This window comes from Duganella lactea (genome assembly GCF_009857505.1).
Lineage (GTDB): Bacteria > Pseudomonadota > Gammaproteobacteria > Burkholderiales > Burkholderiaceae_D > Rugamonas > Rugamonas lactea.
This window is the reverse complement of record NZ_WWCP01000013.1, coordinates 105,533-130,147: the sequence shown is the minus strand read 5'-3', so window position 1 is coordinate 130,147 and position 24,615 is coordinate 105,533. Positions and strand designations below refer to the sequence as shown.

Below are 24,615 nucleotides of genomic sequence, written 5' to 3'. Positions count from 1 at the left end.
GGAATGCGCAATGAAGATGAATAAACTGTTACTGTCGTTGATGCTGGCGCTGGTGGCCTGCGCCGCCCAGGCCGAGAAGGCCGATTCCAGCAAGCCGACCGAGATCAAATTCGATCAACTCGACGCCGACGACGTCAAGCAGATCAAGACCTTCACCGGCAACGTGGTGCTGACCCGCGGCACGCTGCTGATGAAGTCGCCAAAAGCGGTGGTGACCGAAGATCCGGAAGGCTACCAGTTCGTGGTGCTGTACAGCGCCGCCGGCGTGCAGGCGACGTTCCGTCAGAAGCTCGACGGCCCGGGCGACCAGTGGGTCGAGGGTCAGGCCGACCGCATCGAGTACGACAACAAGACCGAGCTGGTCAAGCTGTTCGCCAAGGCGCAGATCAAGAAACTGGAAGCCGGCAAGACCGCCAGCCAGGTCGATGGCGAGTTCATTTCGTATGACAGCCGCAAGGAATTCTTCGCCGTCAAGAACACGCCGACCGGCGACACCAAACCGGGCGGCGGCCGCGGCACGATGGTGATCCAGCCGTCGACCAAGCAGGCCGCGCCGGCGCCGGCCACGCAGCCTGCGGCGGGGAAATAAGATGGAATCGACCTGTGGTAGCACCCTGATCGTCAAAGGCCTGCAGAAGACCTACGGCAAGCGCCAGGTGGTGCATGACGTCTCGCTGCAAGTGGAGTGCGGCGAAGTGGTCGGCCTGCTGGGGCCGAACGGCGCCGGCAAGACCACCTCGTTCTACATGATCGTCGGCCTGGTGCCGTCGGACGCCGGCAGCATCGACATCAGCGGCACCGACATCTCGTCGCTGCCGATCCACCGCCGCGCGACGATGGGCTTGTCCTATCTGCCGCAGGAAGCGTCGGTGTTCCGCAAGCTGACGGTGGAAGAAAATATCCGCGCCGTGCTCGAAATCCAGAACGTGGACGGCAAGCCTTTATCCAAGGCGGACATCGATGAACGGCTCAATACCCTGCTGGCCGATCTGCAAATCGAAAAGCTGCGCGAGAACCAGGCGCTGTCGCTGTCCGGCGGCGAGCGCCGCCGCGTCGAGATCGCCCGCGCGCTGGCGACCAACCCGCGGTTCGTGCTGCTGGACGAACCTTTCGCCGGGGTCGACCCGATTGCCGTGATTGAGATCCAGCGCATCGTGCGCTTCCTCAAGGAACGCAATATCGGCGTCCTCATTACCGATCACAATGTGCGCGAGACGCTGGGCATCTGCGACCGCGCCTACATCATCAACCAGGGCTCGGTGCTGGCATCAGGCCGTCCGGACGACATCATCGCCAACGAATCGGTGCGGCGTGTCTACCTGGGTGAACATTTCCGTATGTAAGCCTTCATGAAACAGTCTCTGCAACTGCGCACGTCGCAGCACCTCGCGTTGACGCCCCAATTGCAGCAGTCGATCCGGCTGCTGCAACTGTCGACGCTGGAGCTGCACCAGGAACTCGAACAGCTGCTGACCGATAACCCGCTGCTGGAACGTCTCGACGATCCGCTCGACCACTCGCTGCGGCTGCTGGCCGACGGCGCCATCAGCCAACAGGCGCCGGCCGGCGACGCCCCTGCCGAAGGTCCGCCGCAAGGCGAGGCGCCGGCCGCCGACGCCGAGACCTACGACGGCCCGGCCGCCGACACCGAAAGCACCACGCCCGACGCCGACATGGACTGGGGCGACGCCGGCCGCAGCAAGAACAGCGACGACGAGGACGCCCGCCCGCAACTGGAGGCGCACCACTGCACGCTGCGCGAACATCTGATGGAACAGATGCGCGTGACGGTGCTGGAAACGCGCGACCGCGCGCTGGTCGAACTGATCATCGACGCGCTCGACGAGAACGGTTATCTGGAAGAATCGCTGGAGGAAATCCACGCGCGCCTGCCGGAAGAACTGGAGGTCGAAATCGAGGAACTGCAGACGGCGCTGAGCCTGCTGCAAAGTTTCGATCCGATGGGCGTCGGCGCGCGTCACGCCGCCGAATGCCTGGCGCTGCAAATCAAGCGCCTGCCCGGCGTGCCGATGGTGACGCGACGCATGGCCCTGCGCATCGTTGAAAACCACCTGACCTGGTTCGCCCAGCGCGACTTCAACAAACTGAAAAAAGCGCTGCTGTGCGATGACGAAGATCTGCGCGAGGCGCAGGCGGTGATCCGCCAGTGCAACCCGCATCCGGGCGCCGCGTTCGCGTCCGACGTGTCCGACTACGTGGTGCCGGATGTGATCGTGAAAAAATCGCGCAACGGCTGGCAGGTCAGCCTGAACAACGACGTCATGCCGCGCCTGCGCGTGAACGCGATGTACGCCAACCTGCTCAAACAGGGCAAGGGCGAAAGCGCGATGGGCGCGCAGCTGCAGGAAGCGAAGTGGCTGATCAAGAATATGCGTCAGCGTTTCGACACCATTCTGCGCGTGGCGCAGGCGATAGTAGAACGACAAAAGAACTTTTTCTCGCACGGCGCCGTTGCGATGCGCCCCCTTGTGCTTCGCGAAATTGCTGATACACTGGGTTTACACGAGAGCACAATTTCTCGCGTAACAACTCAAAAATATATGCTGACCCCGCACGGCATGTTTGAGCTGAAATATTTCTTTGGTAGCCATGTCGCCACCGAAGCTGGCGGGGAAGCAAGTTCGACGGCGATACGTGCTTTGATCGTGCAACTGACAGGAGCTGAAGACCCGAAAAATCCTTTATCCGACAGTAAGATTGCGGACATGCTGGGAGAACAGGGCATGGTGATTGCGCGGCGCACTGTTGCCAAATATCGCGAAGCCCTCAAAATCCCACCAGTCAGTCTCCGCAAGTCTTTGTAGTTACCTGGTTCCTGCGTGCCCGGCTGCAATGGGCAACGCACTAACCGTCAGAAAGCGACTTATCTTTAGGAGTGTGTATGAATCTCACCATCAGTGGACATCATCTCGAAGTGACCGCAGCTATTCGCGAATACGTGCAGAATAAACTGGAACGCGTCACCCGCCACTTTGATCAAGTGATTGATATCGCGGTCATCCTGACCGTGGATAACCTTAAAGAGAAAGAGAAACGCCAGAAGGCTGAAATCAATCTGCGTCTGTCCGGTAAAACCGTCTACGTGGAAAGCCTGTCGCAGGACCTGTATGCCGCCATCGATACCTTGATCGACAAGCTGGATCGCCAGGTCATGAAATACAAAGCCAAAGTCCAGGGCCATGATCGCGACGCGATCAAGCACATGCCGGATAGCTACGAACCTGTTGCCGCCGTCTGATCGACGATCCCGGCACCACAACTAAAGGGCGCTAAAAGGACGCCCTTTTTTTGCGCCCGGCCGCACGCGGCTTTCAGACAGGAACACCATGAAATTGTTTATATCGTTATTGCTGGCGCTCGCCATGCGGACCACGCACGCCGCGCCGGCTTGCGAGGCGCCGCCGCCGGCACCCATCGACATCGAAGCCAACAGCTACTACGCCGACGCCAACCACTCGGTCATCGATCCCGAGAAGCGCGCGCGCAACATCGCCAGCACCAAGCCGATTGAGAGTTTCCTGTCGCACGTGGCGCGCGACGCCAACGGACGCGACGCGGCCTGCGCGCTGACCTGGCTGGCCAGCTGGGGCGAGCGGAGGGCCATGCTGGGCAAGCTGTCCAGCGAGCAAGCGTACTACGTGCGCAAATGGACGCTGAGCGGCATGGCGCTGAACTACGCCCGCGTGAAGCCGCAGGCAACGTCAGCACAGCGCGCCGCCATCGAAGGCTGGTTCAAGGCGCTGGCCGAGGCCACCATCGCGCACGCCGACGCGAAAAAAGGCGCGCGCAACAATCACTACTACTGGGAAGGACTGGCGGTGACGGCGGTGGGCGGCGTGACCGGCGAGACCCGCTATCTGGACTGGGGCCGCAAGGTGCTGCATGACGCGCTGGGGCAGATGGCGCCGGATGGCGCGCTGCCGGCGGAAATGGCGCGCGGCGTCAAGGCCTTGCACTACCAGGTGTTCGCCGCCACGCCGCTGGTGATGATGGCCTCGATACTGGACATACGCGATCCTCGTCTGGAGACCTTGGTGGCGTTCACCGTGGCCGCCGCGGCCGATCCGTCCGGCATCGCCAGGCGTAGCGGTTTCAAGCAGGAGCCGGCGGACAGCCGCGAGGTGACGACGCTCTACAACCGCCATGCCGGCAAACCGTCGCCACCGGCCGGCCAGGCGCTGTGGCAGGCGCGCCTGGGCGGCGCGCTGGATGTGCCGAACCCGCTGGAACATCTGCAGTAGAATATTCGCATGAGCGAAACCATCCATACCAGTGTAAGCAACGGCACCGGCTTGATCGTGCTGGACCGGCCCAAGGCCCTGAATTCCCTGTCCCTCGACATGGTGCGCGCGATCACGCAAGCGCTGCTGGCGTGGCGCGACGACGCGGCGGTGGCCGCCGTCGTCATCCGCAGCAGCAGCGACAAGGCGTTCTGCGCCGGTGGCGACATCCGCTTCTTCTACGAGGCGGGCCGCAGCACACCGCAGGGCGGCAGCGCGCTGGTAGAGGATTTCTTCACCGAGGAATATGCGCTGAACCACCTGATTCATTGCTACCCCAAGCCCTACATCGCGCTGATGGACGGCGTGGTGATGGGCGGTGGCATGGGCGTGGCGCAGGGCGGCGTGCGGATCGTCACCGACAAGACGCGGATGGCGATGCCGGAAGTGAACATCGGTCTGTTTCCGGACGTCGGCGGCAGCTACTTTCTGTCGCGCGCACCGGGTGCGCTGGGCTACTATCTTGGCGTCACCGGCGTGACGATCGGCGCGGCGGACGCGCTCTATGCCGGCCTGGCCGATCACTATGCGCCGCTGGCCGACCGCGCCGCGCTGGATGCATTGTTGCTGGCCACGCCGGGCGCCAGCCTGCCTGCGGCATTGTCCGCCTACGCCGCCACGCACCAGGCCGGCGACGGCACGCTGGCGGCGCACCGCGACGCCATCGACCGCCACTTCAGCGCCGGCTCCGTGCCCGCCATCGTCGCCTCGTTGCAGGTCGACGGCGGTGAGTTCGCGCAAAAGACGCTGGCCGTCATGGCCACCCGCTCGCCGCTGATGATGTGCGTCACGCACGAATTGATCAAGCGCGGCGCGGCGCTGGACGTCGCCGGTTGCCTGCGCATGGAGCGCGCGCTAGTGCGCCGCAACTTCGAAAACGGCGAAGTCATTGAAGGCGTGCGCGCCCTCGTCATCGACAAGGACAACGCGCCGCAATGGCAGCCAGCCAAGTTGGAGGAAGTCACTGAAGCAATGGTGCAGGCGCTGTTCCAGCCCGTCTGGCCAGACTACGCCCACCCGCTGCGCCATCTATGACGCACTGCTTGGATGTAACTGTAGCCCTATTGCTTGCAGTATCGCACATGTAGTGGCCGAACGGAGGTTATCTGGAGCGGTCAGCGCCGCTGCAATCTGCTCGTGCGGCAAAGCCGTTTTCACCGCGAGTTCAGTGATACCTTTCGAACGACCGACTATGGTCAATGCCGCCGAAAAGTAACGCATGTCCCCCGGCTGTAGTGCTTCCGATAAAAATGTTTTGATTGATGCCGCATCAACCAACGCCGCAGCGAAATCGTAAGGGTGATAGTCAGGCATGGTCTTTCCTCCATTGCTGAGCGAGTCGCTTGGCTCTGCGGATGTCTCGTCGCTGCGAGCTTTTGTTCCCGCCGCAGAGCAAAATAATGACCGCTGTTCCCCGCTTCAGAAAATAAACACGGTACCCTGGTCCGTAATGAATACGCAGCTCGCCGACACCTTCACCAACGGGCTCAACATCAGAGCTCAGTCCATTCGACAGTCTGAATAAACGTTCATTGATAATCAAGCGGGCGTTGCGGTCTGGTAGGCGCGTCAGCCAGCGCTGGAATACCTTGGTTTGGATGATCGTGATCATCCCACCATCGTAGTTTAGTCGCTACGACATGCTTTGATGTGGATTTACTGCTCGCGGTGGCGCAGGACGACGCGTTCGGTGGCGCTGAAGTGGGCGGCGAGTTTTTCTGCCATGTAGACTGAACGGTGCTGGCCGCCGGTGCAGCCGAGCGCCACCGTCAGGTAGCTGCGGTTGTCACCCTTGAAGGCCGGCAGCCACTTTTCCACGAAGGCGCGGATGTCGTTCAGCATTTCGCCGGCGCTCGGCTGGGCGTCGAGGAAGTCGATTACCGGGGCGTCGCGGCCGGTGAGCGGACGCAGCGCCAGGTCGTAGTAGGGATTCGGCAGCGCGCGCACGTCGAACACGAAGTCGGCGTCCATCGGCACGCCCAGCTTGAAGGCGAACGATTCAAAGAACAGCGTCAGTGGCGCGTGCTCGGTCAGCACCAGGTCCTTGACCCAGGCGCGCAGCTTGTTGGCGCTGAGCTCGGAGGTGTCCAGCACATGGCCCAGCTTTTCGATCGCCGACAGCCGCTCGCGCTCTTCCAGGATGCACTCGATCAGCGTGCGGCGTCCGGCCGGATTCTGGCCCGGACGCACCTCGTGCGACAGCGGATGGCTGCGCCGCGTTTCCGAGAAGCGCGCCACCAGCGAGTGGGTATTCGCGGTCAGGAACATCACCTTGACATCGTGGCCTTCGGCGCGCAGGCGCTGCACGTCGCCCGGCAGCGAGGCCAGCGAGGCGGCGCTGCGGGCGTCGACCGCCACGGCCAGCGCCTCCAAGCCTTCGTCGGTCAGGGTCTGGACCAGACTGGCGAGCAGGGCCGGCGGCAGATTATCGACACAATAATAGCCCGTGTCTTCGAGGACGTTGAGGGCGACGGATTTGCCTGAACCGGAGATGCCGGTAATGAGTACGATGCGCATGCCTGCGATGATACCATCGCCCGTCAGTCGCCGCTCATCGCCTGTCGCTGGTGTAGCAGGGAATTCGTGGCGCGTAGCGCCACGCCTGCGTAACGGTCGTGCCCTGCAAGGCACGACTCCTTGGCAACATGAGGGCGTGGGCGGGGCTAGTCCCCGCTCATCGCCTGTCGTTGGTGTAGCAGGGAATTCGTGGCGCGTAGCGCCACGCCTGCGTAACGGTCGTGCCTTGCAAGGCACGACTCCTTGGCAACATGAGGGCGTGGGCGGGGCTAGTCCCCGCTCATCGCCTGTCGTTGCCGTTCCATGAATTCCTGCAGCGTATCGATACCGCGCAGTTGCAGGATGGTGTTGCGCACCGCCGCCTCCAGCAGCACCGCGATGTTGCGGCCGGCCGCCACCGGAATGACCACCTTGCGGATCGGCAGGCCCAGCACATCCTCGGTCGGGAACTGGAACGGCAGGCGCTCGACTTCCTCGTCGGCGGCGCCGCGCCGCACCAGGTGCACGATCAGCTTCAGGCGCATCTTGCGGCGCACGGCGGTCTCGCCGAAGATGGCCTTGATGTCCAGCAGCCCCAGGCCGCGCACTTCCAGCAGATTCTGCAGCAGCGCCGGGCAGCGGCCTTCAATCATGTTCGGCGCGATGCGCGAGAATTCCACCGCGTCGTCGGCCACCAGACCGTGCGAGCGCGAAATCAGCTCCAGGCCCAGCTCGCTCTTGCCGAGGCCGGAATCGCCGGTGATCAGCACGCCCACGCCGAGCACGTCCATGAACACGCCGTGCATGATGATGCGCTGCGCCAGCTTCTTCGACAGATACACGCGCAAAAAGTCGATCACCTGCGCCGCCGGCAGCGGCGTCGAGAACAGCGGGATATTTTTTTCGTCGCAGATGGCCAGAATGTCGGGTGGCGTTTCCAGCCCCTGCGCGACGATCAGCGCCGGCGGATTGCCGGCGATCAGCTCACCGATGACATGCGCTCGCGTCAGCGACTTCAGGCGCTGGTAGTAATTGATTTCCTGGTGGCCGAACACCTGGATGCGGCCCGGGTGGATGGTGTTCAGGTGGCCGACCTGGTCGGCGGCCGAGGCCACGTCGCCCGAGATCAGGCGTTCGCCGCCGGGAAACCCGGCAAACCAGCCGAGCTGCAAACTTTCGCGATTATCGTCGTATAGCCGTTGGATCGTCAGCGGAGTTTGCAGCATGGGCGTCTTTATAAAGGTGGCTTAACCGGCGGTTTGCAGGCTGGGCAGCCAGTTGATGATGCGCGAGTGGACCGATTTGGGATCGGGGTCGGTGCTCAGCGCGGTGCGGAAGGCGTCGTCGGAGAACATCTCGGCGATTTCCGACAGGATCTCCAGGTGCTGCTGGGTCACGTGATCGGGAATGAGCAGGAAGAACAGCAGGTTGACCGGCTTGCCGTCGGGCGACTCGAACGGAATCGGCTCGGCCAGGCGGACAAACGCCGCCAGCGGCGTTTTCAGGCTCTTCATGCCCTTGACGCGGCCGTGTGGCACGGCGACGCCATGGCCCAGGCCGGTCGAACCGAGGCGCTCGCGCGCGAACAGATTGTCCGAGACGGTGGAGCGGGCGATGCCGCAGTTGTTTTCGAAGATCAGGCCAGCTTGCTCGAACGCGCGTTTTTTACTGGAGACTTCCAGGTCCAGCTGCACATTTTCGAGTGAAAGTATTTTGCTCAGGTTGTTCATAGTACGACGTCGATTGTTGCAACGCACAAGGTTGGCATGCGAGCAGAATTATAGGCTGGTTTCCGCCCCATGTAACATGAAATCGCTCGCGCCGCGCCGGCAGGCCACGGCGATAAAAATGCATTCTAGAAAGAATCGCTATTTCTGAACCGGAAAGCGCGAAAACATCCGATGTTTGCTCGGAGTCCGGCCGGTTTTTCCGTTTTTTTTACGCGTTTGTCGACCAAGTCGGTCGTATGACGTGTTCACCACGTTGAGTACATCATACGCCGCTTTTTTGATCTTTGATTGAAAAAATCATTACGTTTATTGACGTGCGCCACGCAGGTTCGGTGGTTTCTGTGCCGTGCTGAAGTTGCTGCGCCAGGGATTGATGTCCAGCCCGCCGCGACGGGTGTAGCGCGCGTACACCGCCAGCTGGGCCGGCTGGCACTGGCGCAGGATGTCGACAAAGATGCGCTCGACACATTGCTCGTGGAATTCGTTGTGCTCGCGGAAGCCGATCAGGTATCTGAGCAGGCTTTCCTGGTCGATCTGCGGGCCGCTGTAGTGGATCTGCACGCTGGCCCAGTCGGGCTGGCCGGTGACCAGGCAATTCGATTTGAGCAGGTGCGAGACCAGTTTTTCCTCGACCGGCTCCTCGTCATGCGCGGCGCGCAGCAGCTCCGGCGCCGGGCTGTAGTGATCGACCTCGATGTCCAGACGATCCAGCAGCAAACCGTCCAGCTCGCCCATCTCGACCATGCCGAATTCCTCCGGCTGGGTCAGCATGACATGGACGTTGGCGCCGGCCGCGTCCGACAGATCCTGCTGCAGCAAGGTCTTCAGCGCGACCACGCTGTCGAGCTTGGTCTGGTTGAAGGAATTCAGGTACAGCTTGAACGACTTCGATTCAATGATGTTGGGCGAATCGGCCGGGAAGGTGACACGGGCGATCGCCACCTGCGGCTTGCCGCGCGGGTTCAGCCACGAGATTTCATAGGCGTTCCAGAGGTCGACGCCGAAGAACGGCAGCGTGCCCGACAAGCCCAGCTCGTCGCGCTTGCCCTGGCGCGCGATCGGGAACAGCAGTTCCGGCGCATAATCGGTGCGGTAGGCGGAAGTTTTCCCCAGCGGGGACTGGTCGGCGGTATTGGTCATGGCGGTACGTGAATGCGGTGAAGACGGCATGGTAACGCAAACCACGCCGTCTCGTCCCGTGCTGGACTAGCCCAGGAACAGCCGGTACACCGGATTGCTGCTTTCATCCCAGTAGCGATAACCGAGCGTCGCCAGGAACTGGGCGAGGTCGCTCATTTCCTCCGGCGGCACCTGCAGGCCGATGACGATGCGGCCGACGTCGCCGCCCTGGCTGCGGTAATGGCACAGCGAGATGTTCCAGTTCGGCGCCATCGAATCGAGGAAGCGCATCAGCGCGCCCGGACGCTCGGGGAACTCGAAGCGGTACAGCAGCTCGTTGCTGGCCAGCGGACTCTTGCCGCCGACCAGATGGCGCAAATGGGTCTTGGCCAGTTCGTCGTGGGTCAGGTCCAGCGCGCGGAAGCCGTGCTCCTCGAAGCGGCGCGCCAGCGCGCCGGACTCGTTGCGGTCGGCGATCTGCACGCCGCAGAAGACGTGGGCGTCATCCTGGTCGGAAATGCGGTAGGTGAACTCGGTGACGTTGCGCCCGCCCACCAGCTGGCAGAAGCGCTTGAAGCTGCCGCGCTGCTCCGGCAGCGTGACGGCGAACAGCGCCTCGCGCGCCTCGCCCAGCTCGGCACGTTCGGCCACGAAGCGCAGCCGGTCGAAGTTCATATTGGCGCCGCTGGCGATGGTGATCAGGGTTTCGTTCCTGATCGGATCCTTGCTCAGCGCGGCGCGCTCGACATAGGCCTTGGCGCCGGCGATGGCGAGCGCGCCGGACGGCTCGAGAATGCTGCGCGTGTCGGTGAACACATCCTTGATGGCGGCGCTGATGGCGTCGGTATCGACCACGATCACCTCGTCCACATACAGCTGGGCGAGACGGAAGGTTTCCTCGCCGGCCAGACGGACGGCGGTGCCGTCGGCGAACAGGCCGACATCGGACAGCGTGACGCGTTCGCCGGCCTTGAGGCTGCGCGCCATGGCGTCGGAATCGAGCGACTGCACGCCGATGATCCTGATGTCCGGACGGATCTGCTTGACGTAGGCGGCGATGCCGGCGATCAGGCCGCCGCCGCCGATCGGCACGAAGATCGCGTGGATCGGGCCGGCGTGCTGGCGCAGGATCTCCATGCCGATGGTGCCCTGGCCGGCGATCACGTCCGGGTCATCGAACGGATGGACGAAGGTCAGCTTCTGTTCCTGCTCCAGCGTCAGCGCGTGGTGATAGGCATCGGTGTAGGACTCGCCGTGCAGCACCACCTCGACGTTGGCGCCACCGCGCGCCTTGACCGCATCGACCTTGACGTCCGGCGTGGTGGTCGGCATCACGATGACCGCGCGGCAGCCCATGCGGGCGGCGGACAGGGCCACGCCCTGCGCATGGTTGCCGGCCGAGGCGCAAATGACGCCGCGCTTGCGTTGCGCGTCGCTCAAGTGGGCCATCTTGTTATAGGCGCCGCGAATCTTGAAGCTGAACACGCTCTGCATGTCCTCGCGCTTGAAATAAATCCGGTTGTCAAAGCGCTGCGACAGCGTCGGCGCCAGTTCCAGCGGGGTTTCATCAGCCACGTCATAGACGCGGGCGGTCAGTACTTTCTTCAGATAGTCGGTAGTCATGGTCGGCAAACAAGTTAAACCCGGTGTCAGGTCTGACATTCGCACACGGGCTCAACTGCGTAGCAGTTGAGCCCGTGTGCGAATGTCAGACCTGACACCGTATGTTGGAGGGCTGCGATGCTAACTATCCGGCGGGTGACCGGGGGGAGCAGGGGCGCTGATCCTGGCGGGTGGGCCGGATCGGACTGTTCAATCGTGCGGTGTGGACTCATTATAATGGCTGCTTTCCTTTCCGCCCAATTAACCATGATCGAATCCGCCATCGCCTGGCTATTGCACGTGCTCGCCGCGCCCGAGGTGGGCCTGACGTCGGTGTTCATCATCAGCCTGGTGTCGGCCACGTTGGTGCCGCTGGGCTCGGAGCCGGCGGTGTTCGCGGTGATCAAGGCCAATCCGGCCTTGTTCTGGAGCGTGATCTTTGTGGCCACCGTCGGCAACACCATCGGCGGCGCCATCGATTACTACATGGGCTGGCAGGCCAAGCAGACCTTCGCCAAGGAGCGCCAGAGCCGCTGGTTCCATTGGCTGGAGCGCTACGGCGCCAAGACCATGCTGCTGGCCTGGCTGCCCGGCATCGGCGATCCGCTGTGCACGCTGGGCGGCTGGCTGCGGCTGCCGTTCTGGCCCAGCCTCGCCTATATGGCGGTCGGCAAGTTCCTGCGCTACCTCACCATGACCACGCTGCTGTTGTACGTGCCGGACGGTGTATGGCACCGGATCGGGCAATTGATGGGCTAATTTGGTGCAACTTATCGTATCGTCGCATAAGCTTATGCATAAATTTCATTCAGTCTGAAGCTTGCATTTGGCATGTTATTGCCTGTCGGGGCCGGTGGTGGCGAATTTTTATCGGTTGCGCGGCATTGGCAGAGCCCCTCGGCCACCTAAGGCTGTTCCCGCGTGGTGCGCCGCAATAGGCTAGAATGATCCTCCCGGTGTCTGTCTATAGTCTCTGCATAATGAACGCCCCTGCACAAATTCAAGCTTTGCTGGCGGAAACGCCCCACGGTCCGGAGGCCACGCGCCTGCGGGAAATTCCTTACAACTACACGTCGTTTTCCGATCGCGAGATCGTCATTCGTCTGCTGGGTGAGGAGTCGTGGTCGCTGCTGGATGCGCTGCGCGGCGCGCGCCAGACCGGCCGCTCGGCGCGCATGCTGTATGAGGTGCTGGGCGATATCTGGGCCGTGCGCCGCAATCCGTATCTGCAGGATGACTTGCTGGATAATCCGAAGCGCCGCCAGGAACTGATCGACGCGCTGCATCACCGTCTGGCCGAGGTCGACAAGCGCCGCCTCAGCGTGGACGAGGCGGAAAAGGATGCGGCCGCACACACCCGCAGCGCCAACGTCGCCAGGCTGCTGCGCGCGGCCGGCAAGGCGGTCGCCGACTTCGGCGAGGAATTCAAGCAGGTCTACGATCTGCGCAAGCGCACCTACAAGGTGCTGGGTCGCTATACCGACAAGCACAACATCTGCTTCGACGGCATGAAGCGCATCAGCCACGTGACCGACGCCACCGACTGGCGCGTCGAGTATCCGTTCGTGGTGCTGACCCCGGACAGCGAAGAGGAAATGGCCGGCCTGGTCAAGGGCTGTATCGAACTCGGCCTGACCATCATCCCGCGCGGCGGCGGCACCGGCTACACCGGCGGCGCCATTCCGCTGACGCCGATGTCGGCCGTCATCAACACCGAGAAGCTGCTGAACATGGGCGCGGTCGAGATGAAGGTGCTGCCGGGGCTCGATAAGGAATACGCCACCATCTACACCGGCGCCGGCGTCATCACCAACAAAGTGTCCGAGGCCGCCGAGAAGGCCGGCTTCGTGTTCGCCGTCGATCCGACCTCGGCCCACGCGTCCTGCATCGGCGGCAACATCGCCATGAACGCGGGCGGCAAGAAGGCCGTGCTGTGGGGCACGGCGCTGGACAATCTGGCTTCGTGGCGCATGGTCGATCCGCAGGGCGACTGGCTGGAGGTCACCCGCCTCGACCATAATCTGTCGAAGATCCACGATACGCCGCTGGCCCGCTTCAAACTGGAGTGGACCCATCCGACCGCCAAGGGCGAGGCCAAGGGCGCGCCGTTCAAGACCGAGATGCTGGAAATCGCCGGCCGCGTGTTCCGCAAGGAGGGCCTGGGCAAGGACGTCACCGATAAATTCCTGGCCGGCCTGCCGGGCATCCAGAAAGAGGGCACCGACGGCCTGATCACGTCGGCCCGCTGGATTCTGCACAAGATGCCGAAGTTCGCCCGCACCGTCTGCCTGGAGTTCTTCGGCCAGGCGCGCGATGCGATTCCATCGATCGTCGAGATCAAGGATTACCTCGACGGCCTGCCGGCCCAGGGCGAGCAATTCGCCACGCTGCGCCTCGCCGGCCTGGAGCATCTGGACGAGCGCTATCTGCGCGCGGTCGGCTACGCCACCAAATCGAAACGCGGCGTGCTGCCGAAGATGGCGCTGTTCGGCGACATCGTCGGCGATGATGAAAACGCCGTGGCGCTGGCCGCGTCGGAAGTGGTGCGGCTGGCCAACACCCGCGTCGGCGAGGGCTTTGTCGCCGTCAGCCCGGAGTCGCGCAAAAAATTCTGGCTCGACCGCGCCCGCACCGCCGCCATCGCCAGGCACACCAACGCCTTCAAGATCAACGAGGACGTGGTGATCCCGCTGAACCGCATGGGCGAGTACACCGACGGCATCGAGCGCATCAACGTTGAGCTGTCGATCAAGAACAAGCTGCAACTGGTGGAGGAACTGCAGGACTTCTTCGCCGCCGGCAATCTGCCGATCGGCAAGAGCGACGACGCCGAGGACAGCGTCGGCGACGCCGAAATGCTGGGCGACCGCCAACCGCAAGCCGAAGCGCTGCTGGCGCAAGTGCACGCGCGCTGGACCTATCTGCTGGCCGAGCTGGACCAGCCGCTGGCCGCCATCACCGGCGCACTGGCCGCGCATGGCCTCGACCGTCTGCTGCCGGTCTTTGAAGAGCGCCTGACCACGCAACCGAACGCCACGTTGTTCGACGTGGTCCAGGACCGCACCATCCGCGTGACGTGGAAGCAGGAAATCCGCGCGCAACTGCGTCAGATCTTCAACGGCGCCGCCTACCAGCTGATCCTCGACGAAGCCACCGCCATCCACAAGCGCGTGCTGCGCGGTCGCGTGTTCGTCGCGCTGCACATGCACGCCGGCGACGGCAACGTCCACACCAACTTGCCGGTCAACTCCGACCATTACGAGATGCTGCAACTGGCGCACCAGGCCGTCGCCCGCATCATGACGCTGGCGCGTTCGCTGAATGGCGTCATCTCGGGCGAGCATGGCATCGGCATCACCAAGCTGGAATTCCTGCAGGAAGACGAGATCGCGCCGTTCCGCGATTACAAAATGCGCGTCGACCCGGAGGGCCGCTTCAACAAGGGCAAGCTGCTGAACCTGGACGGTATGGAAGCCGACCTGCGCAATGCCTACACGCCGTCGTTCGGCCTGATGGGCCACGAATCGCTGATCATGCAGCAAAGCGATATCGGCGCCATCGCCAACAGCGTCAAGGACTGCCTGCGTTGCGGCAAGTGCAAGCCGGTGTGCTCGACGCACGTGCCGCGCGCCAACCTGCTGTACTCGCCGCGTGACAAGATACTGGCGACCTCGTCGCTGATCGAAGCCTTCCTGTATGAAGAGCAGACCCGTCGCGGCATCTCGATCAAGCACTGGGAAGAATTCGAGGACGTCGCCGATCACTGCACCGTCTGCCACAAATGCGTGACGCCCTGTCCGGTCAACATCGACTTCGGTGACGTGTCGATGAACATGCGCAATCTGCTGCGCAAGATGGACAAGAAGACTTTTAATCCGGGCAAGGCGGCCTCGATGTTCTTCCTGAACGCCACTGATCCCGCCACCATCAACGCCACCCGCGCGGCGATGATCGGTTTGGGCTACAAGGCGCAGCGGCTGGGTAACGACCTGCTGAAGAAATTCGCCAAAAAGCAGACCAAGGCGCCGCCGCCAACCGTCGGCAAGCCGCCGGTGCGCGAACAGGTGATCCACTTCATCAACAAGAAGATGCCGGGCAACCTGCCGAAGAAAACCGCGCGCGCGCTGCTGGATATCGAGGACGACAAGGTCATCCCGATCATCCGCAATCCGAAGACCACCACGGCTGATACGGAGGCGGTGTTCTACTTCCCCGGCTGCGGTTCGGAGCGCCTGTTCTCGCAAGTGGGTCTGGCCACACAGGCGATGCTGTGGGAAGTGGGCGTACAGACGGTGCTGCCGCCGGGCTATCTGTGCTGCGGTTATCCGCAACGCGGTTCGGGCCAGTACGACAAGGCCGACAAGATGATGACGGACAACCGCGTGCTGTTCCACCGCATGGCCAACACGCTCAACTATCTGGACATCAAGACCGTGCTGGTGTCGTGCGGCACCTGCTACGACCAATTGGCGACCTATGAGTTCGACAAGATCTTCCCAGGCTGCCGCATCATGGACATCCACGAGTATCTTAACGAGAAACAGGTCAAGCTTGAAGGCGTGACCGGCACGCGCTATATGTATCATGAGCCGTGCCACACGCCGATGAAGCTGCAGGAGGCGACCAAGACCGTCAACTCGCTGATCCAGACCCACGACAACGTCAAGATTGAGAAGAACGACCGTTGCTGCGGCGACTCGGGTACGCTGATGGTGGCGCGTCCGGACATCTCGACGCAGGTGCGCTTCCGCAAGGAAGAGGAAGTCATCAAGGGCGCCGACAAATTGCGCGCCGACGGCTTCGACGGCGAGGTCAAGATCCTGACCAGCTGCCCGGCCTGCCTGGGCGGTGTGTCGCGCTACAGCGAGGACGCCGGCACCACCGCCGATTACATCGTGGTGGAGATCGCCAAGCATCTGCTGGGCGAGAACTGGATGCCGGAGTATGTGAAGCGCGCCAACGATGGCGGCATCGAACGCGTGCTGGTGTAATCATGGCCTGCGATCTGTGCAATTTGCTCGCGGCCCCGGGGGCGGCGTTGATCTGGGGCGATGACCGCTGGTCGGTGGTGGCCGTGGACGAGGCCGAGTATCCGGGCTTCACGCGTGTGGTGTGGCATGCCCACGTCAAAGAGATGACCGATCTGCCGGTCGCCGACCGCGCGCGCATCATGGACGTGGTGTGGGCGGTGGAGTCGGCCCAGCGCGAGGTGATGGCGCCGGAAAAAATCAATCTGGCCAGTTTTGGTAATATGACGCCGCACGTGCACTGGCATGTTATCCCGCGTTACCGCGGTGATGCGCATTTCCCCAACCCGACCTGGGCTGTGGCGCAGCGCGCATCGTCGGCGGTGGTGCTGGCGGCGCGTCGCGCGCTGTTGCCGGCATTGCACGCGGCCATCGTCGAGAAAGTGAAAGCATCATGAGCAAACCTGTCCCCACCGGCCTGACGGTCCACAACAAATCCCGCGTGCTGGATATTGAATTTGACGATGGTAAATCGTTTTCGATTCCGTTCGAGCTGCTGCGCGTGTATTCGCCATCGGCGGAGGTGATGGGACATGGTCCCGGCCAGGAGGTGCTGCAGGTGGGCAAGCGCGAAGTGGGCATCGCCGGCATCGAGCCGGTCGGCAACTACGCGGTGCAGCCGACGTTTAGCGACGGCCACAACACCGGCATCTTCACCTGGGACTATCTGTACAAGCTGGGCAGCGAGAAAGACGTGCTGTGGGACGGCTATCTGCACCGCCTGCACGAAGCCGGCTTTGAAGGCGACACCGGCCGCGACACCGGCGCCACGCTGTCGTTCGCACCAGTCGCCCAGCAGGGCGGCGGTTGCGGCAGCGGTGGCTGCGGCTGCAAGTCCTGATCCTTACGACGTGACCTGATCGCGCATCGGCGGGCGGGGCTTTAGCTGGATCAAGCTTACTTCGGTTGCCAGGTCCACACGCGGCTGGCGATGTTGACCGGTTTGGGAATCAGCTTTTGCTGGTAGAACAGGTCGGCCACGCGCTGCTGGTTGGCGACGATCTCCGGCGTCACCGGCGTGGCGCCGAAACGTGAGCGGCTCATCCACGTGGCGACGATGTCGGCCGGCACGCCGGTCTGCCGCGTCAACAGCGCGCTGACTTCTTTCGGATGCGCGCCGGCCCACTTGCCAGCCTGGCGCACCTGCTCCAGCAACGCCGATACCAGCCGCGGCGACTCCTTCACAAACTTGCCCGACGCCAGATAGAAGCCGTTCGCCAGCGGCAGCCCGGTATAGTCGGCCAGCACGCGCACCTGATACGTCTTCTGTGCCGATGCAAAGTACGGGTCCCACACCACCCATGCATCGATGCCGCCGCTGACAAACGCCGCCCGCGCATCCGACGGCGAAAGATACACCGGTGTGATATCGCTGATCTTCAGGCCCGCCTTCTGCAAAGCGGAAGCCAGCAGGAAGTGCGAGCCGGACCCCTTCTGGAACGCGACACGTTTGCCTTTCAATTCAGCCACCGTGCGTAGCGCCGACTCCTTGGGCACGAAGATCGCCTCACTGTTCACCGGCGCAGGCTCCGCGCCCACGTACAGCAGATCGACGCCACCGGCCTGCGCAAACACCGGCGGCGGCGCGCCCGTGCTGCCGAAATCGATGCTGCCGGCGTTCAGCGCCTCCAGCATCTGCGGCCCGGCGGGAAACTCAATCCATGTGAGCTGATGGCCCGGCAAGGCCAGTCCCTGCGTCTTCATCATGCTGAGTAAACCGGAGCCTTTTTGGAAGCCTATACGTATCTCGGCGGCCGACGCCAACAGCGGCATGGCCAACAGCAAGCAAATCCATTTCTTCATCTTCATCCTTACGCGCTCTCGCGCTCTATCAATTCGCAGGCCAGCAGGTTCAAACGCGTATCCTGGCCGGAGCAGGGCAACACGCCCAGTTGTTCAAGTATGCGCAGCGCGGCGATCTCGCCGATCTCGCGGCCCGGCGGGCGGATCGTCGTCAGGCCGGGGAGCAGCAGTTGCGAGAACGGGTAATCGCCGAAGCCCACCATCGCGCATTGTGCGGGAATCTTCAGGCCCGCGCGCTGCCCCGCCAGCAGGCCGCCCGCCGCCAGATTGTCGTTGGCGAAGATGATCGCCTCCACCGGCTTGGCGCGCTTCGCCGGCGACACGACCAATGCCTGCACCGCCTCGCGGCCGGCGTCGAACGGCGCTTCCGCCTTCGGCACATAGATGATCGGTTGCAGGCCATGCCCGCGCATCACCGCTTCGTAGCCGTCGCTGCGGTCCACCGCGCTCAAGTCGCCGGCAAGGCTGTTCTGCACGAAGGCGATGCGGCGATAACCCTTGCCGTACAAGTAGCGCGCCGCCTGCTCGCCGACCGCATGATTGGAGTAGCCGACCTGGATCGGCTTGCGGCGCGGCTGATAATCCCACGTCTCCACCACCGGAATGCCTGCCGTCGACAGCAGCTTCTCGGTGGCGCGGTTGTGAAAGCGGCCCACCACCGCCAGCGCGGCCGGCTTCCAGCCGAGGAAGGCGCGTACCGCATTTTCTTCTTTCGCGGCGGAGAAATAGCTCGACGCCAGCAGCAGCTGGTAGCCGTGGCGGTTCAGCGTATCGCTGAAGGTCTGAATCGTGTTGGCGAAAATCGGCCCGGAGATATTCGGTATCACCATGCCGACCACACGGCCGTGTGCTGAGGCCAGGCCGCTGGCGGCGAGATTCGGCACATAGCCCAACGCCTTCACCGCCGCCGCGATGCGCGCGCTGCGCGCCGCCGCCACGCGACCCGGCTCGGTGAAGTAGCGCGACACGGTAATCGATCCGACCTGCGCCAGTCGCGCCACATCGTGAATGGTGGCGCGGCCCGATCCCCGGCGTTTGCGTGGTGCTGTTGGTTCGCTCATGGACGCATATTCTGAAAAGACATATCGATGATTTTTTTAATTCTTTGACTTCAATCCGGGCCGCCGTGAAACTAAAAAAAGGGTACCGGTACCACTGAATTGTAGCGAAGCACCTGGCGCTCACTAAGCTGGTTCTTCGACGATCAAAGCAGGTTTTCCGCATATGGCGCAAAGGGCGCTTTCAAATCAAGGGATCAGAATATGAAGAGCAACAAGAACATTTTTGGCGCGCTGACCACCGGCGCCTTGCTGGTGGCAAGCGCCTTTGCCAGCGCCGCGGAGGCGGACCCGGCACCGATCACCAACCGTGACGAAAGCGCGGCCGTGCCCAGCGTGACGGTCAACGCCACGCGCCGCGACGCCTCGCTGCAATCGGTGCCGATCGCTGTCTCCGTGCTGGATGGCGATGCGCTGAACAACGCCAACCGCACCAGCATCGACACCATCGTGCAGGAAGTGCCCAGCGTGACCTTCCGTCAGCAGGGCGGCAACAAGGACACGACCATCTTCGTTCGCGGTATCGGTACCATCTCCACCTCGCCGGGCGTCGAGCCGACGGTATCGACCGTGGTGGATAGCGTGGTGTATGCGCGTCCCGGCCAGGCCACGCTGGACCTGCTCGATATCGAACACATTGAAATTCTGCGCGGCCCGCAAGGTACGCTGTTCGGCAAGAACGCCTCGTCTGGCGTGCTGAATGTGATCGGCCGTAAATCGTCGCAGGAGACCACCGGCTTTGTCGATGCGTCCTGGTACGAGGGCAATGAGAAGCGCGTGCGCGCAGGCGTATCCGGCGCGATCAATCCGGGCGTGGCGGCGGCTTCCATCACCGGCCTGTATGCCGACTATGACGGCAATATCGACAACCTCCACGCCGGCGGCGGCAAGCTGAATGGCTACGACCGCAAAGGCGTGCGCGCCCGCGTTGACATCACGCCCAACAAGGATCTGGATATCGCGCTGATCGCCGACTACCTGCGGTCGAATTCCTCGCCCAGCTTTACCGCCTACCAATCTACCGCTGCCGCGTTCAGCGCAGGCATCGCACCAGTGGTGGCCGGCCCGGAAAACCGCCAGGTCAATGTCGACCTGCCGAGTGATATCCGCGACAAGAACAAAGGGCTGTCGGCGCAAGTCGATTACCGTTTCAATGGCTACACGCTGACTTCCATCAGCGCCGTGCGTGATTGGGACAACACGCAGTACACCAGCACCTCGGCGATTGGCAACGCGGCGGAAGCATCGCGCATCACGACGGCATTCCCTGCCACGCGCGACATCGGCACGGTGGAATTCAGCCAGGCGTCGCAAGAGCTGCGCCTCGCCTCACCCAAAGGCGACTTCGCCGATTACGTGCTTGGCGCCTTCTACCTGCATGGCAAGGACCGCGAGAGCTATCAGCGCATCGTCAACAACGGCACGGCGATCAACGCGGGGCGCGCGGACTACGGCGTGAAGAGCGACAGCTACTCGCTGTTCGGCGAGAGCACACTGAATTTTTCGCCGGTGTGGCGCGCCATCGCCGGCGCGCGCTGGACCAAGGACGAACTTTCCTATGATCACCAGCGCACATCGACGCAGACCGTGGCCTTCGCCGGCGTTCAGCCGGCGGTGCAAAACGCCGGCTCCACCAGCGAAGACGGTTACTCGGGCCGCCTCGGCCTGCAATACGATATCTCGCGGGACGTGAACACCTATGTCACCTACTCGCGCGGCTACAAAGGCCCGGCCTACAACGTGTTCTTCAACATGTTGAGCCGCGATACGCTGGCGTTGAAACCGGAGACGTCGGATTCGTTTGAAATGGGCCTGAAGGCCAGTGCCTTTGACCGCAAGCTGACCGCCAACCTGGCCGTGTTCAGCACCAAGTACGATAACTACCAGGCCAACTTCTACGACACGGTGGCCGGCACGGTGGTCACGCGCCTGATCAACGCCGGTGATGTATCGACCAAGGGCGTGGAGCTGGACATCAACGCGCGCCCAACCCGCGCGCTGACCCTGACCGCTTCGCTGGCTTACACCGACGCCACGATCGACAACTTCAACTGCCCGCCGGCAGCCGCCGCGTCGTGCAACCTGAATGGCAAGCCGCTGCCGTTCTCGCCGAAGTGGAAGTCCTTCACCCGCGCCAACTACGCGCTGCCGCTGGAGAATGGTTTGATCGTCGATCTGTCGGCCGACTACAGCTGGCAGGCGAAGACCCAGTATGACCTGTTCCAGTCGCCGGACGCGATTCAGGGCGCGTATGGCGTGATCAATGCGGGCATCGCGTTGTCGTCGCCGGTCGGTGGCTGGCGCGTGGCGCTGGTCGGCAAAAATCTGGCCAACAAATCCTACGCGACCAATCTGGTCACCTCGACCGGCTACGTCACCCGCGCCGTGCCGCGTGATGATCAGCGCTACTTCGGCATCACCGCACGCAAGGAGTTCTAATGTCGCGCCAAATGAGTATCGGCGCATTCATGATGCGCCATGGCCACCACGTTGCCGCGTGGCGCCACCCGGACACCGACCTGCTGTCGAATCCTTTCAAGGTCTTCCGCGAGCAGGTACGGGCGGCGGAACGCGCCTGCCTGGATGCGGTATTCTTTGCCGACAGCGTGGCGCTCACCGGCGCGCCATCGCTGGAGCCGTTGACGCTGCTGTCGGCGTTGGCCGCGTCGACCGAGAAGATAGGCCTGATCGGCACCGCCACCACCACCTACAACGAGCCGTACACGGTGGCGCGCCAGTTTGCGTCGCTGGATCTGCTGTCGGACGGGCGGGCGGGGTGGAATCTGGTCACGTCCGACAACGCGGCGGAAGCGGCCAACTTCGGCCGCGAGCAGCATGTGGCGCACGCCGACCGCTATGCGCGGGCGCGGGAATTTCATCAGGTTGTCACAGGACTGTGGAATAGTTGGGACCCCGATGCGCTGCTGGACGATAAAAGCGGCGAGCTGCCTTACGATCCGGCCAAGCTGCACACGCTGAATCATCGCGGCGATTATTTCGCGGTGAAGGGGCCGTTGAACGTGGTGCGCAGCCCGCAGGGGCGGCCAGTGGTGGTGCAGGCCGGCAGCTCGGAGACGGGCCGCGACCTCGCGGCGGCGACGGCGGAGGTGGTGTTCACCGCGCAACCGACGCTGGCGAAGGCGCAGGATTTTTATCGCGATCTGAAGCGGCGCTTGGCGGACCAGGGCCGCGGTCCGGAGTCGCTGAAGATTTTGCCAGGCTTGTTCGCGGTGGTCGGCCGCACGCAGGCGGAGGCGGACCAGAAGTTCGCGCAATTGCAGGCGCTGATCGAGCCCAAGGCCGGCCTGGCGCTGTTGGGGCGTATGATCGGCAACTTCGATTTGTCGGGTTATCCGCTGGATGGTCCGCTGCCGGAACTGCCGGAAACGCAGGATGGTCAGCGTAGCCGCCAGCAGTTGTTGACGGCCCTGGCGCAGGGCGAAAACCTGACGATACGCCAGTTGTATGAGCGCATCGCCGGCGGACGTGGTCACTTTACCGTGGTCGGCACGGCGCAGCTGGTGGCGGATCAGATGCAGCAATGGTTTGAGCAGGGCGCGGCGGACGGCTTTAATTTCATGTCGCCGGCGCTGCCCGGTGGACTGGATGATTTTCTGACGCTGGTGATTCCCGAGTTGCAGCGGCGCGGTTTGTTCCGCACGGCTTACGCGGGCAGCACCTTGCGTTCGCACTTGGGTTTATAGGAGAACGTATGCTGGGCAGGATGTTGATGGTGGTGGCGGCTTTGGTGGTGGGTGTGGGTGTGGGTGTGGGTATGGGTGGGGCGCAGGCGCAGGAATACTACGGCGATTTTCGTCCGGATGCACCGGAGCTGGCGGCGCGTGGTCCGTCGCAGGTGGGCGTGCGCACGCTGGTGGCGGAGCACAAGGACCAACTCGACATCTTGCGTTACAGTGCCGAGCAGCCCAATCCGCGCTACACGCGCAAGCTGACGCTGGAGGTGTGGTATCCGGCGCGGCTGGCCGAGGGCCAGAAAGAGCACACCGTCTACACCGACGTCTTGGGCTCGGGGCCGAATGATCCGCAGCGTCCCAACACGCCATTCCAGTTCAACGGCCGCGCCGCGCGTGATGCGGCGCCAACGTCCGGCACGCGTTATCCGCTGGTGATTGTCTCGCACGGTTATCCCGGCTCGCGGCTGCAGATGAGCTATCTGACCGAGAACCTGGCGTCGAAAGGGTATGTGGTCGTCGCCATCGATCATCCCGAATCCACGCGCGCCGACAAGGCCGGCTTCGCCAGCACGCTGCTGAACCGCCGCCTGGACGACCTGTTCGTGCTGAACACCGTCGCCGCGTGGGCCAAACCGGGCAGCGGCAATTTCCTGGCCGGCCTGGTGGACGCGGACAACACCGCGCTGGTCGGCTACTCGATGGGCGGCTACGGCGCGTTGAACACCGTCGGCGCGGGCGTCAGCGCGACCGCGGCGGCGTATGTCCCCGGCGGCAAGCTGGCCATCAACCAGCAGGGGAATCAACAGTACGCTGCGGCGCGCGACCAGCGCATCAAGGCGGTCGTCGCCTTCGCGCCATGGGGCGGCGCGCACAAGGTGTGGGACGACGCCGGCCTGGCCGGCGTGCGCACGCCGACGCTGTTCATCAGCGGTGATCAGGACGATGTGGCCGGCTATCAGGACGGCGTGCTGCAACTTTTCCAGAAAACCGTCAACGCCAACCGCTACCTGCTGACCTACATCGGCGGCCGCCACAACTCGGCGCCCAATCCGCCATCGCCGGCGCACTGGAGCAATTTCGACGACTTCCAGTCCTACGCCGAGCCGGTATGGGACAGCCGCCGCATCAACAATATCAATCAGCACTTTGTGACGGCTTTCCTCGGCATCGAGCTGAAGCGGCAGCCGCTGCAAAGCTATCTGGACTTGCCGCCGCTACAAGCCGACGGCACCATCAAGCCGGACGCCGGCCTGTGGAAGGGCTTCCCCAAGCGCGCCGCGCTCGGCCTGGAATGGCGTCACCTGCCGGCGCAGTGATTACTGCAGCTTGCTGTTCTGGCAGCCGGAGCTGTTGCACTCGCGCACGCGGTCCTGCAGGAACTGCGCGCGCTTGATGGTGGTGCTGGTAGCGCAATCCAGATTGACATAGAAGCCGTTGGCTTCGCGCTTCGAGCAGGTGTCGTTGCGTTGTTTGATCCAGGCCAGTTGGCCGCTCTTCAGCGTCTTCTTGCCATCGGCGTCCAGCTTGCCGCTGAGCGCCTGGTAGTTGGTGTTCAGCTCCTTGTCGGCCTCCTGATAAACCTTGTTCAGGCAATACAGGCCGTCGAAATCGTTTTTCGGCACGTCACAAGCGGAATTGGCAACGGCGGCGCCGGAAGCGCAAAACAGCGCGGCAGCGATGAATTTCTTCATGTCTATCCTTTAATCAGTATTAAAGTTGCAAAGTTTGCCATGTTTAAGCGCAGTCCTCAAGAGTATCACCTTGTATAATGCGAACAAATTAAC

23 protein-coding genes are annotated in these 24,615 nt (G+C 63.0%); 13 read left to right on the top strand and 10 right to left on the bottom strand.

What is annotated here, in order from left to right:
• Positions 1-10: 10 nt before the first annotated feature.
• From lptA to GTP44_RS12930, 6 genes are all read left to right on the top strand, one after another.
• Complete coding sequence (gene lptA / locus GTP44_RS12955; RefSeq protein WP_202424067.1) at positions 11-589, top strand: lipopolysaccharide transport periplasmic protein LptA; 579 nt, start codon at positions 11-13, stop codon at positions 587-589.
• Between the two features lies 1 nt (position 590).
• Positions 591-1,343 (top strand): LPS export ABC transporter ATP-binding protein, encoded by a 753-nt coding sequence (gene lptB, locus GTP44_RS12950; RefSeq protein WP_160991311.1) that lies wholly within the window; start codon positions 591-593, stop codon positions 1,341-1,343.
• 6 nt (positions 1,344-1,349) lie between these two features.
• Positions 1,350-2,825, top strand: coding sequence for an RNA polymerase factor sigma-54 (locus tag GTP44_RS12945; RefSeq protein ID WP_160991312.1), 1,476 nt, complete (start codon positions 1,350-1,352; stop codon positions 2,823-2,825).
• A gap of 77 nt (positions 2,826-2,902) precedes the next feature.
• Positions 2,903-3,259, top strand: coding sequence for a ribosome hibernation-promoting factor, HPF/YfiA family (gene hpf, locus GTP44_RS12940; protein WP_160991313.1), 357 nt, complete (start codon positions 2,903-2,905; stop codon positions 3,257-3,259).
• Positions 3,260-3,347: 88 nt separating this feature from the next.
• Complete coding sequence (locus GTP44_RS12935; protein WP_161019761.1) at positions 3,348-4,262, top strand: alginate lyase family protein; 915 nt, start codon at positions 3,348-3,350, stop codon at positions 4,260-4,262.
• Between the two features lie 9 nt (positions 4,263-4,271).
• A complete protein-coding gene (locus tag GTP44_RS12930; RefSeq protein ID WP_161019760.1) occupies positions 4,272-5,336 on the top strand; it encodes an enoyl-CoA hydratase/isomerase family protein in 1,065 nt (354 codons plus the stop codon).
• Here GTP44_RS12930 and GTP44_RS12925 read toward each other — a convergent pair.
• From GTP44_RS12925 to ilvA, 7 genes are all read right to left on the bottom strand, one after another.
• Positions 5,331-5,615: an addiction module antidote protein gene (locus GTP44_RS12925; RefSeq protein ID WP_161019759.1), complete on the bottom strand. Its 285-nt coding sequence runs from the start codon at positions 5,613-5,615 to the stop codon at positions 5,331-5,333. The two genes, GTP44_RS12930 and GTP44_RS12925, sit on opposite strands and share 6 nt — an antisense overlap.
• The gene (locus tag GTP44_RS12920; RefSeq protein ID WP_161019758.1) at positions 5,608-5,913 is read right to left on the bottom strand and encodes a type II toxin-antitoxin system RelE/ParE family toxin; all 306 of its coding nucleotides are present in this window, start codon (positions 5,911-5,913) and stop codon (positions 5,608-5,610) included. Before GTP44_RS12920 ends, GTP44_RS12925 begins: the two co-directional genes overlap by 8 nt.
• Positions 5,914-5,957: 44 nt before the next feature.
• Complete coding sequence (gene rapZ, locus GTP44_RS12915; protein ID WP_160991318.1) at positions 5,958-6,818, bottom strand: RNase adapter RapZ; 861 nt, start codon at positions 6,816-6,818, stop codon at positions 5,958-5,960.
• Positions 6,819-7,087: 269 nt separating this feature from the next.
• Positions 7,088-8,023 (bottom strand): HPr(Ser) kinase/phosphatase, encoded by a 936-nt coding sequence (gene hprK / locus GTP44_RS12910; RefSeq protein ID WP_161019757.1) that lies wholly within the window; start codon positions 8,021-8,023, stop codon positions 7,088-7,090.
• A gap of 21 nt (positions 8,024-8,044) precedes the next feature.
• A complete protein-coding gene (locus tag GTP44_RS12905) occupies positions 8,045-8,527 on the bottom strand; it encodes a PTS sugar transporter subunit IIA (protein ID WP_160991320.1) in 483 nt (160 codons plus the stop codon).
• A 306-nt stretch (positions 8,528-8,833) separates the two neighbouring features.
• Positions 8,834-9,667, bottom strand: a complete 834-nt coding sequence (gene queF, locus GTP44_RS12900; RefSeq protein WP_160991321.1) for an NADPH-dependent 7-cyano-7-deazaguanine reductase QueF — start codon at positions 9,665-9,667, stop codon at positions 8,834-8,836.
• A 66-nt stretch (positions 9,668-9,733) separates the two neighbouring features.
• Positions 9,734-11,269, bottom strand: a complete 1,536-nt coding sequence (gene ilvA, locus GTP44_RS12895) for a threonine ammonia-lyase, biosynthetic (protein ID WP_161019756.1) — start codon at positions 11,267-11,269, stop codon at positions 9,734-9,736.
• Between the two features lie 246 nt (positions 11,270-11,515).
• Between ilvA and GTP44_RS12890 the strand changes: the two genes are divergently transcribed.
• From GTP44_RS12890 to GTP44_RS12875, 4 genes are all read left to right on the top strand, one after another.
• Positions 11,516-12,007 carry a YqaA family protein gene (locus tag GTP44_RS12890; protein ID WP_161019755.1) on the top strand — a complete coding sequence of 164 codons (492 nt, stop codon included), beginning with the start codon at positions 11,516-11,518 and terminating at the stop codon, positions 12,005-12,007.
• Positions 12,008-12,228: 221 nt separating this feature from the next.
• Positions 12,229-16,239, top strand: a complete 4,011-nt coding sequence (locus GTP44_RS12885; protein ID WP_161019754.1) for a DUF3683 domain-containing protein — start codon at positions 12,229-12,231, stop codon at positions 16,237-16,239.
• 2 nt (positions 16,240-16,241) lie between these two features.
• Positions 16,242-16,673: an HIT family protein gene (locus tag GTP44_RS12880; RefSeq protein WP_161019753.1), complete on the top strand. Its 432-nt coding sequence runs from the start codon at positions 16,242-16,244 to the stop codon at positions 16,671-16,673.
• The gene (locus tag GTP44_RS12875; protein ID WP_161019752.1) at positions 16,670-17,116 is read left to right on the top strand and encodes a gamma-butyrobetaine hydroxylase family protein; all 447 of its coding nucleotides are present in this window, start codon (positions 16,670-16,672) and stop codon (positions 17,114-17,116) included. Before GTP44_RS12880 ends, GTP44_RS12875 begins: the two co-directional genes overlap by 4 nt.
• A 56-nt stretch (positions 17,117-17,172) precedes the next feature.
• Here the strand turns inward: GTP44_RS12875 and GTP44_RS12870 are convergent, their stop codons facing one another.
• Entirely contained in the window at positions 17,173-18,078 is a 906-nt protein-coding gene (locus GTP44_RS12870; protein ID WP_161019751.1) for a sulfonate ABC transporter substrate-binding protein, read from the bottom strand.
• An 8-nt stretch (positions 18,079-18,086) separates the two neighbouring features.
• Positions 18,087-19,139, bottom strand: a complete 1,053-nt coding sequence (locus GTP44_RS12865) for a LacI family DNA-binding transcriptional regulator (RefSeq protein WP_161019750.1) — start codon at positions 19,137-19,139, stop codon at positions 18,087-18,089.
• 201 nt (positions 19,140-19,340) lie between these two features.
• Here GTP44_RS12865 and GTP44_RS12860 point away from each other — a divergent pair, with 201 nt between their 5' ends.
• Genes GTP44_RS12860 through GTP44_RS12850 form a run of 3 tightly spaced genes read left to right on the top strand, consistent with a single transcriptional unit; the run spans position 19,341 to position 24,147 of the window.
• Complete coding sequence (locus GTP44_RS12860) at positions 19,341-21,575, top strand: TonB-dependent receptor (RefSeq protein ID WP_161019749.1); 2,235 nt, start codon at positions 19,341-19,343, stop codon at positions 21,573-21,575.
• A complete protein-coding gene (locus tag GTP44_RS12855; protein ID WP_161019748.1) occupies positions 21,575-22,840 on the top strand; it encodes an LLM class flavin-dependent oxidoreductase in 1,266 nt (421 codons plus the stop codon). The genes GTP44_RS12860 and GTP44_RS12855 overlap by 1 nt, the downstream gene beginning before the upstream one ends.
• A gap of 8 nt (positions 22,841-22,848) precedes the next feature.
• Positions 22,849-24,147, top strand: a complete 1,299-nt coding sequence (locus tag GTP44_RS12850; protein ID WP_267875232.1) for an alpha/beta hydrolase family protein — start codon at positions 22,849-22,851, stop codon at positions 24,145-24,147.
• On the opposite strand, the gene GTP44_RS12845 is transcribed toward GTP44_RS12850, so the two are convergent.
• A complete protein-coding gene (locus GTP44_RS12845) occupies positions 24,148-24,522 on the bottom strand; it encodes a lysozyme inhibitor LprI family protein (RefSeq protein ID WP_161019747.1) in 375 nt (124 codons plus the stop codon).
• Between the last annotated feature and the right edge of the window lie 93 nt (positions 24,523-24,615).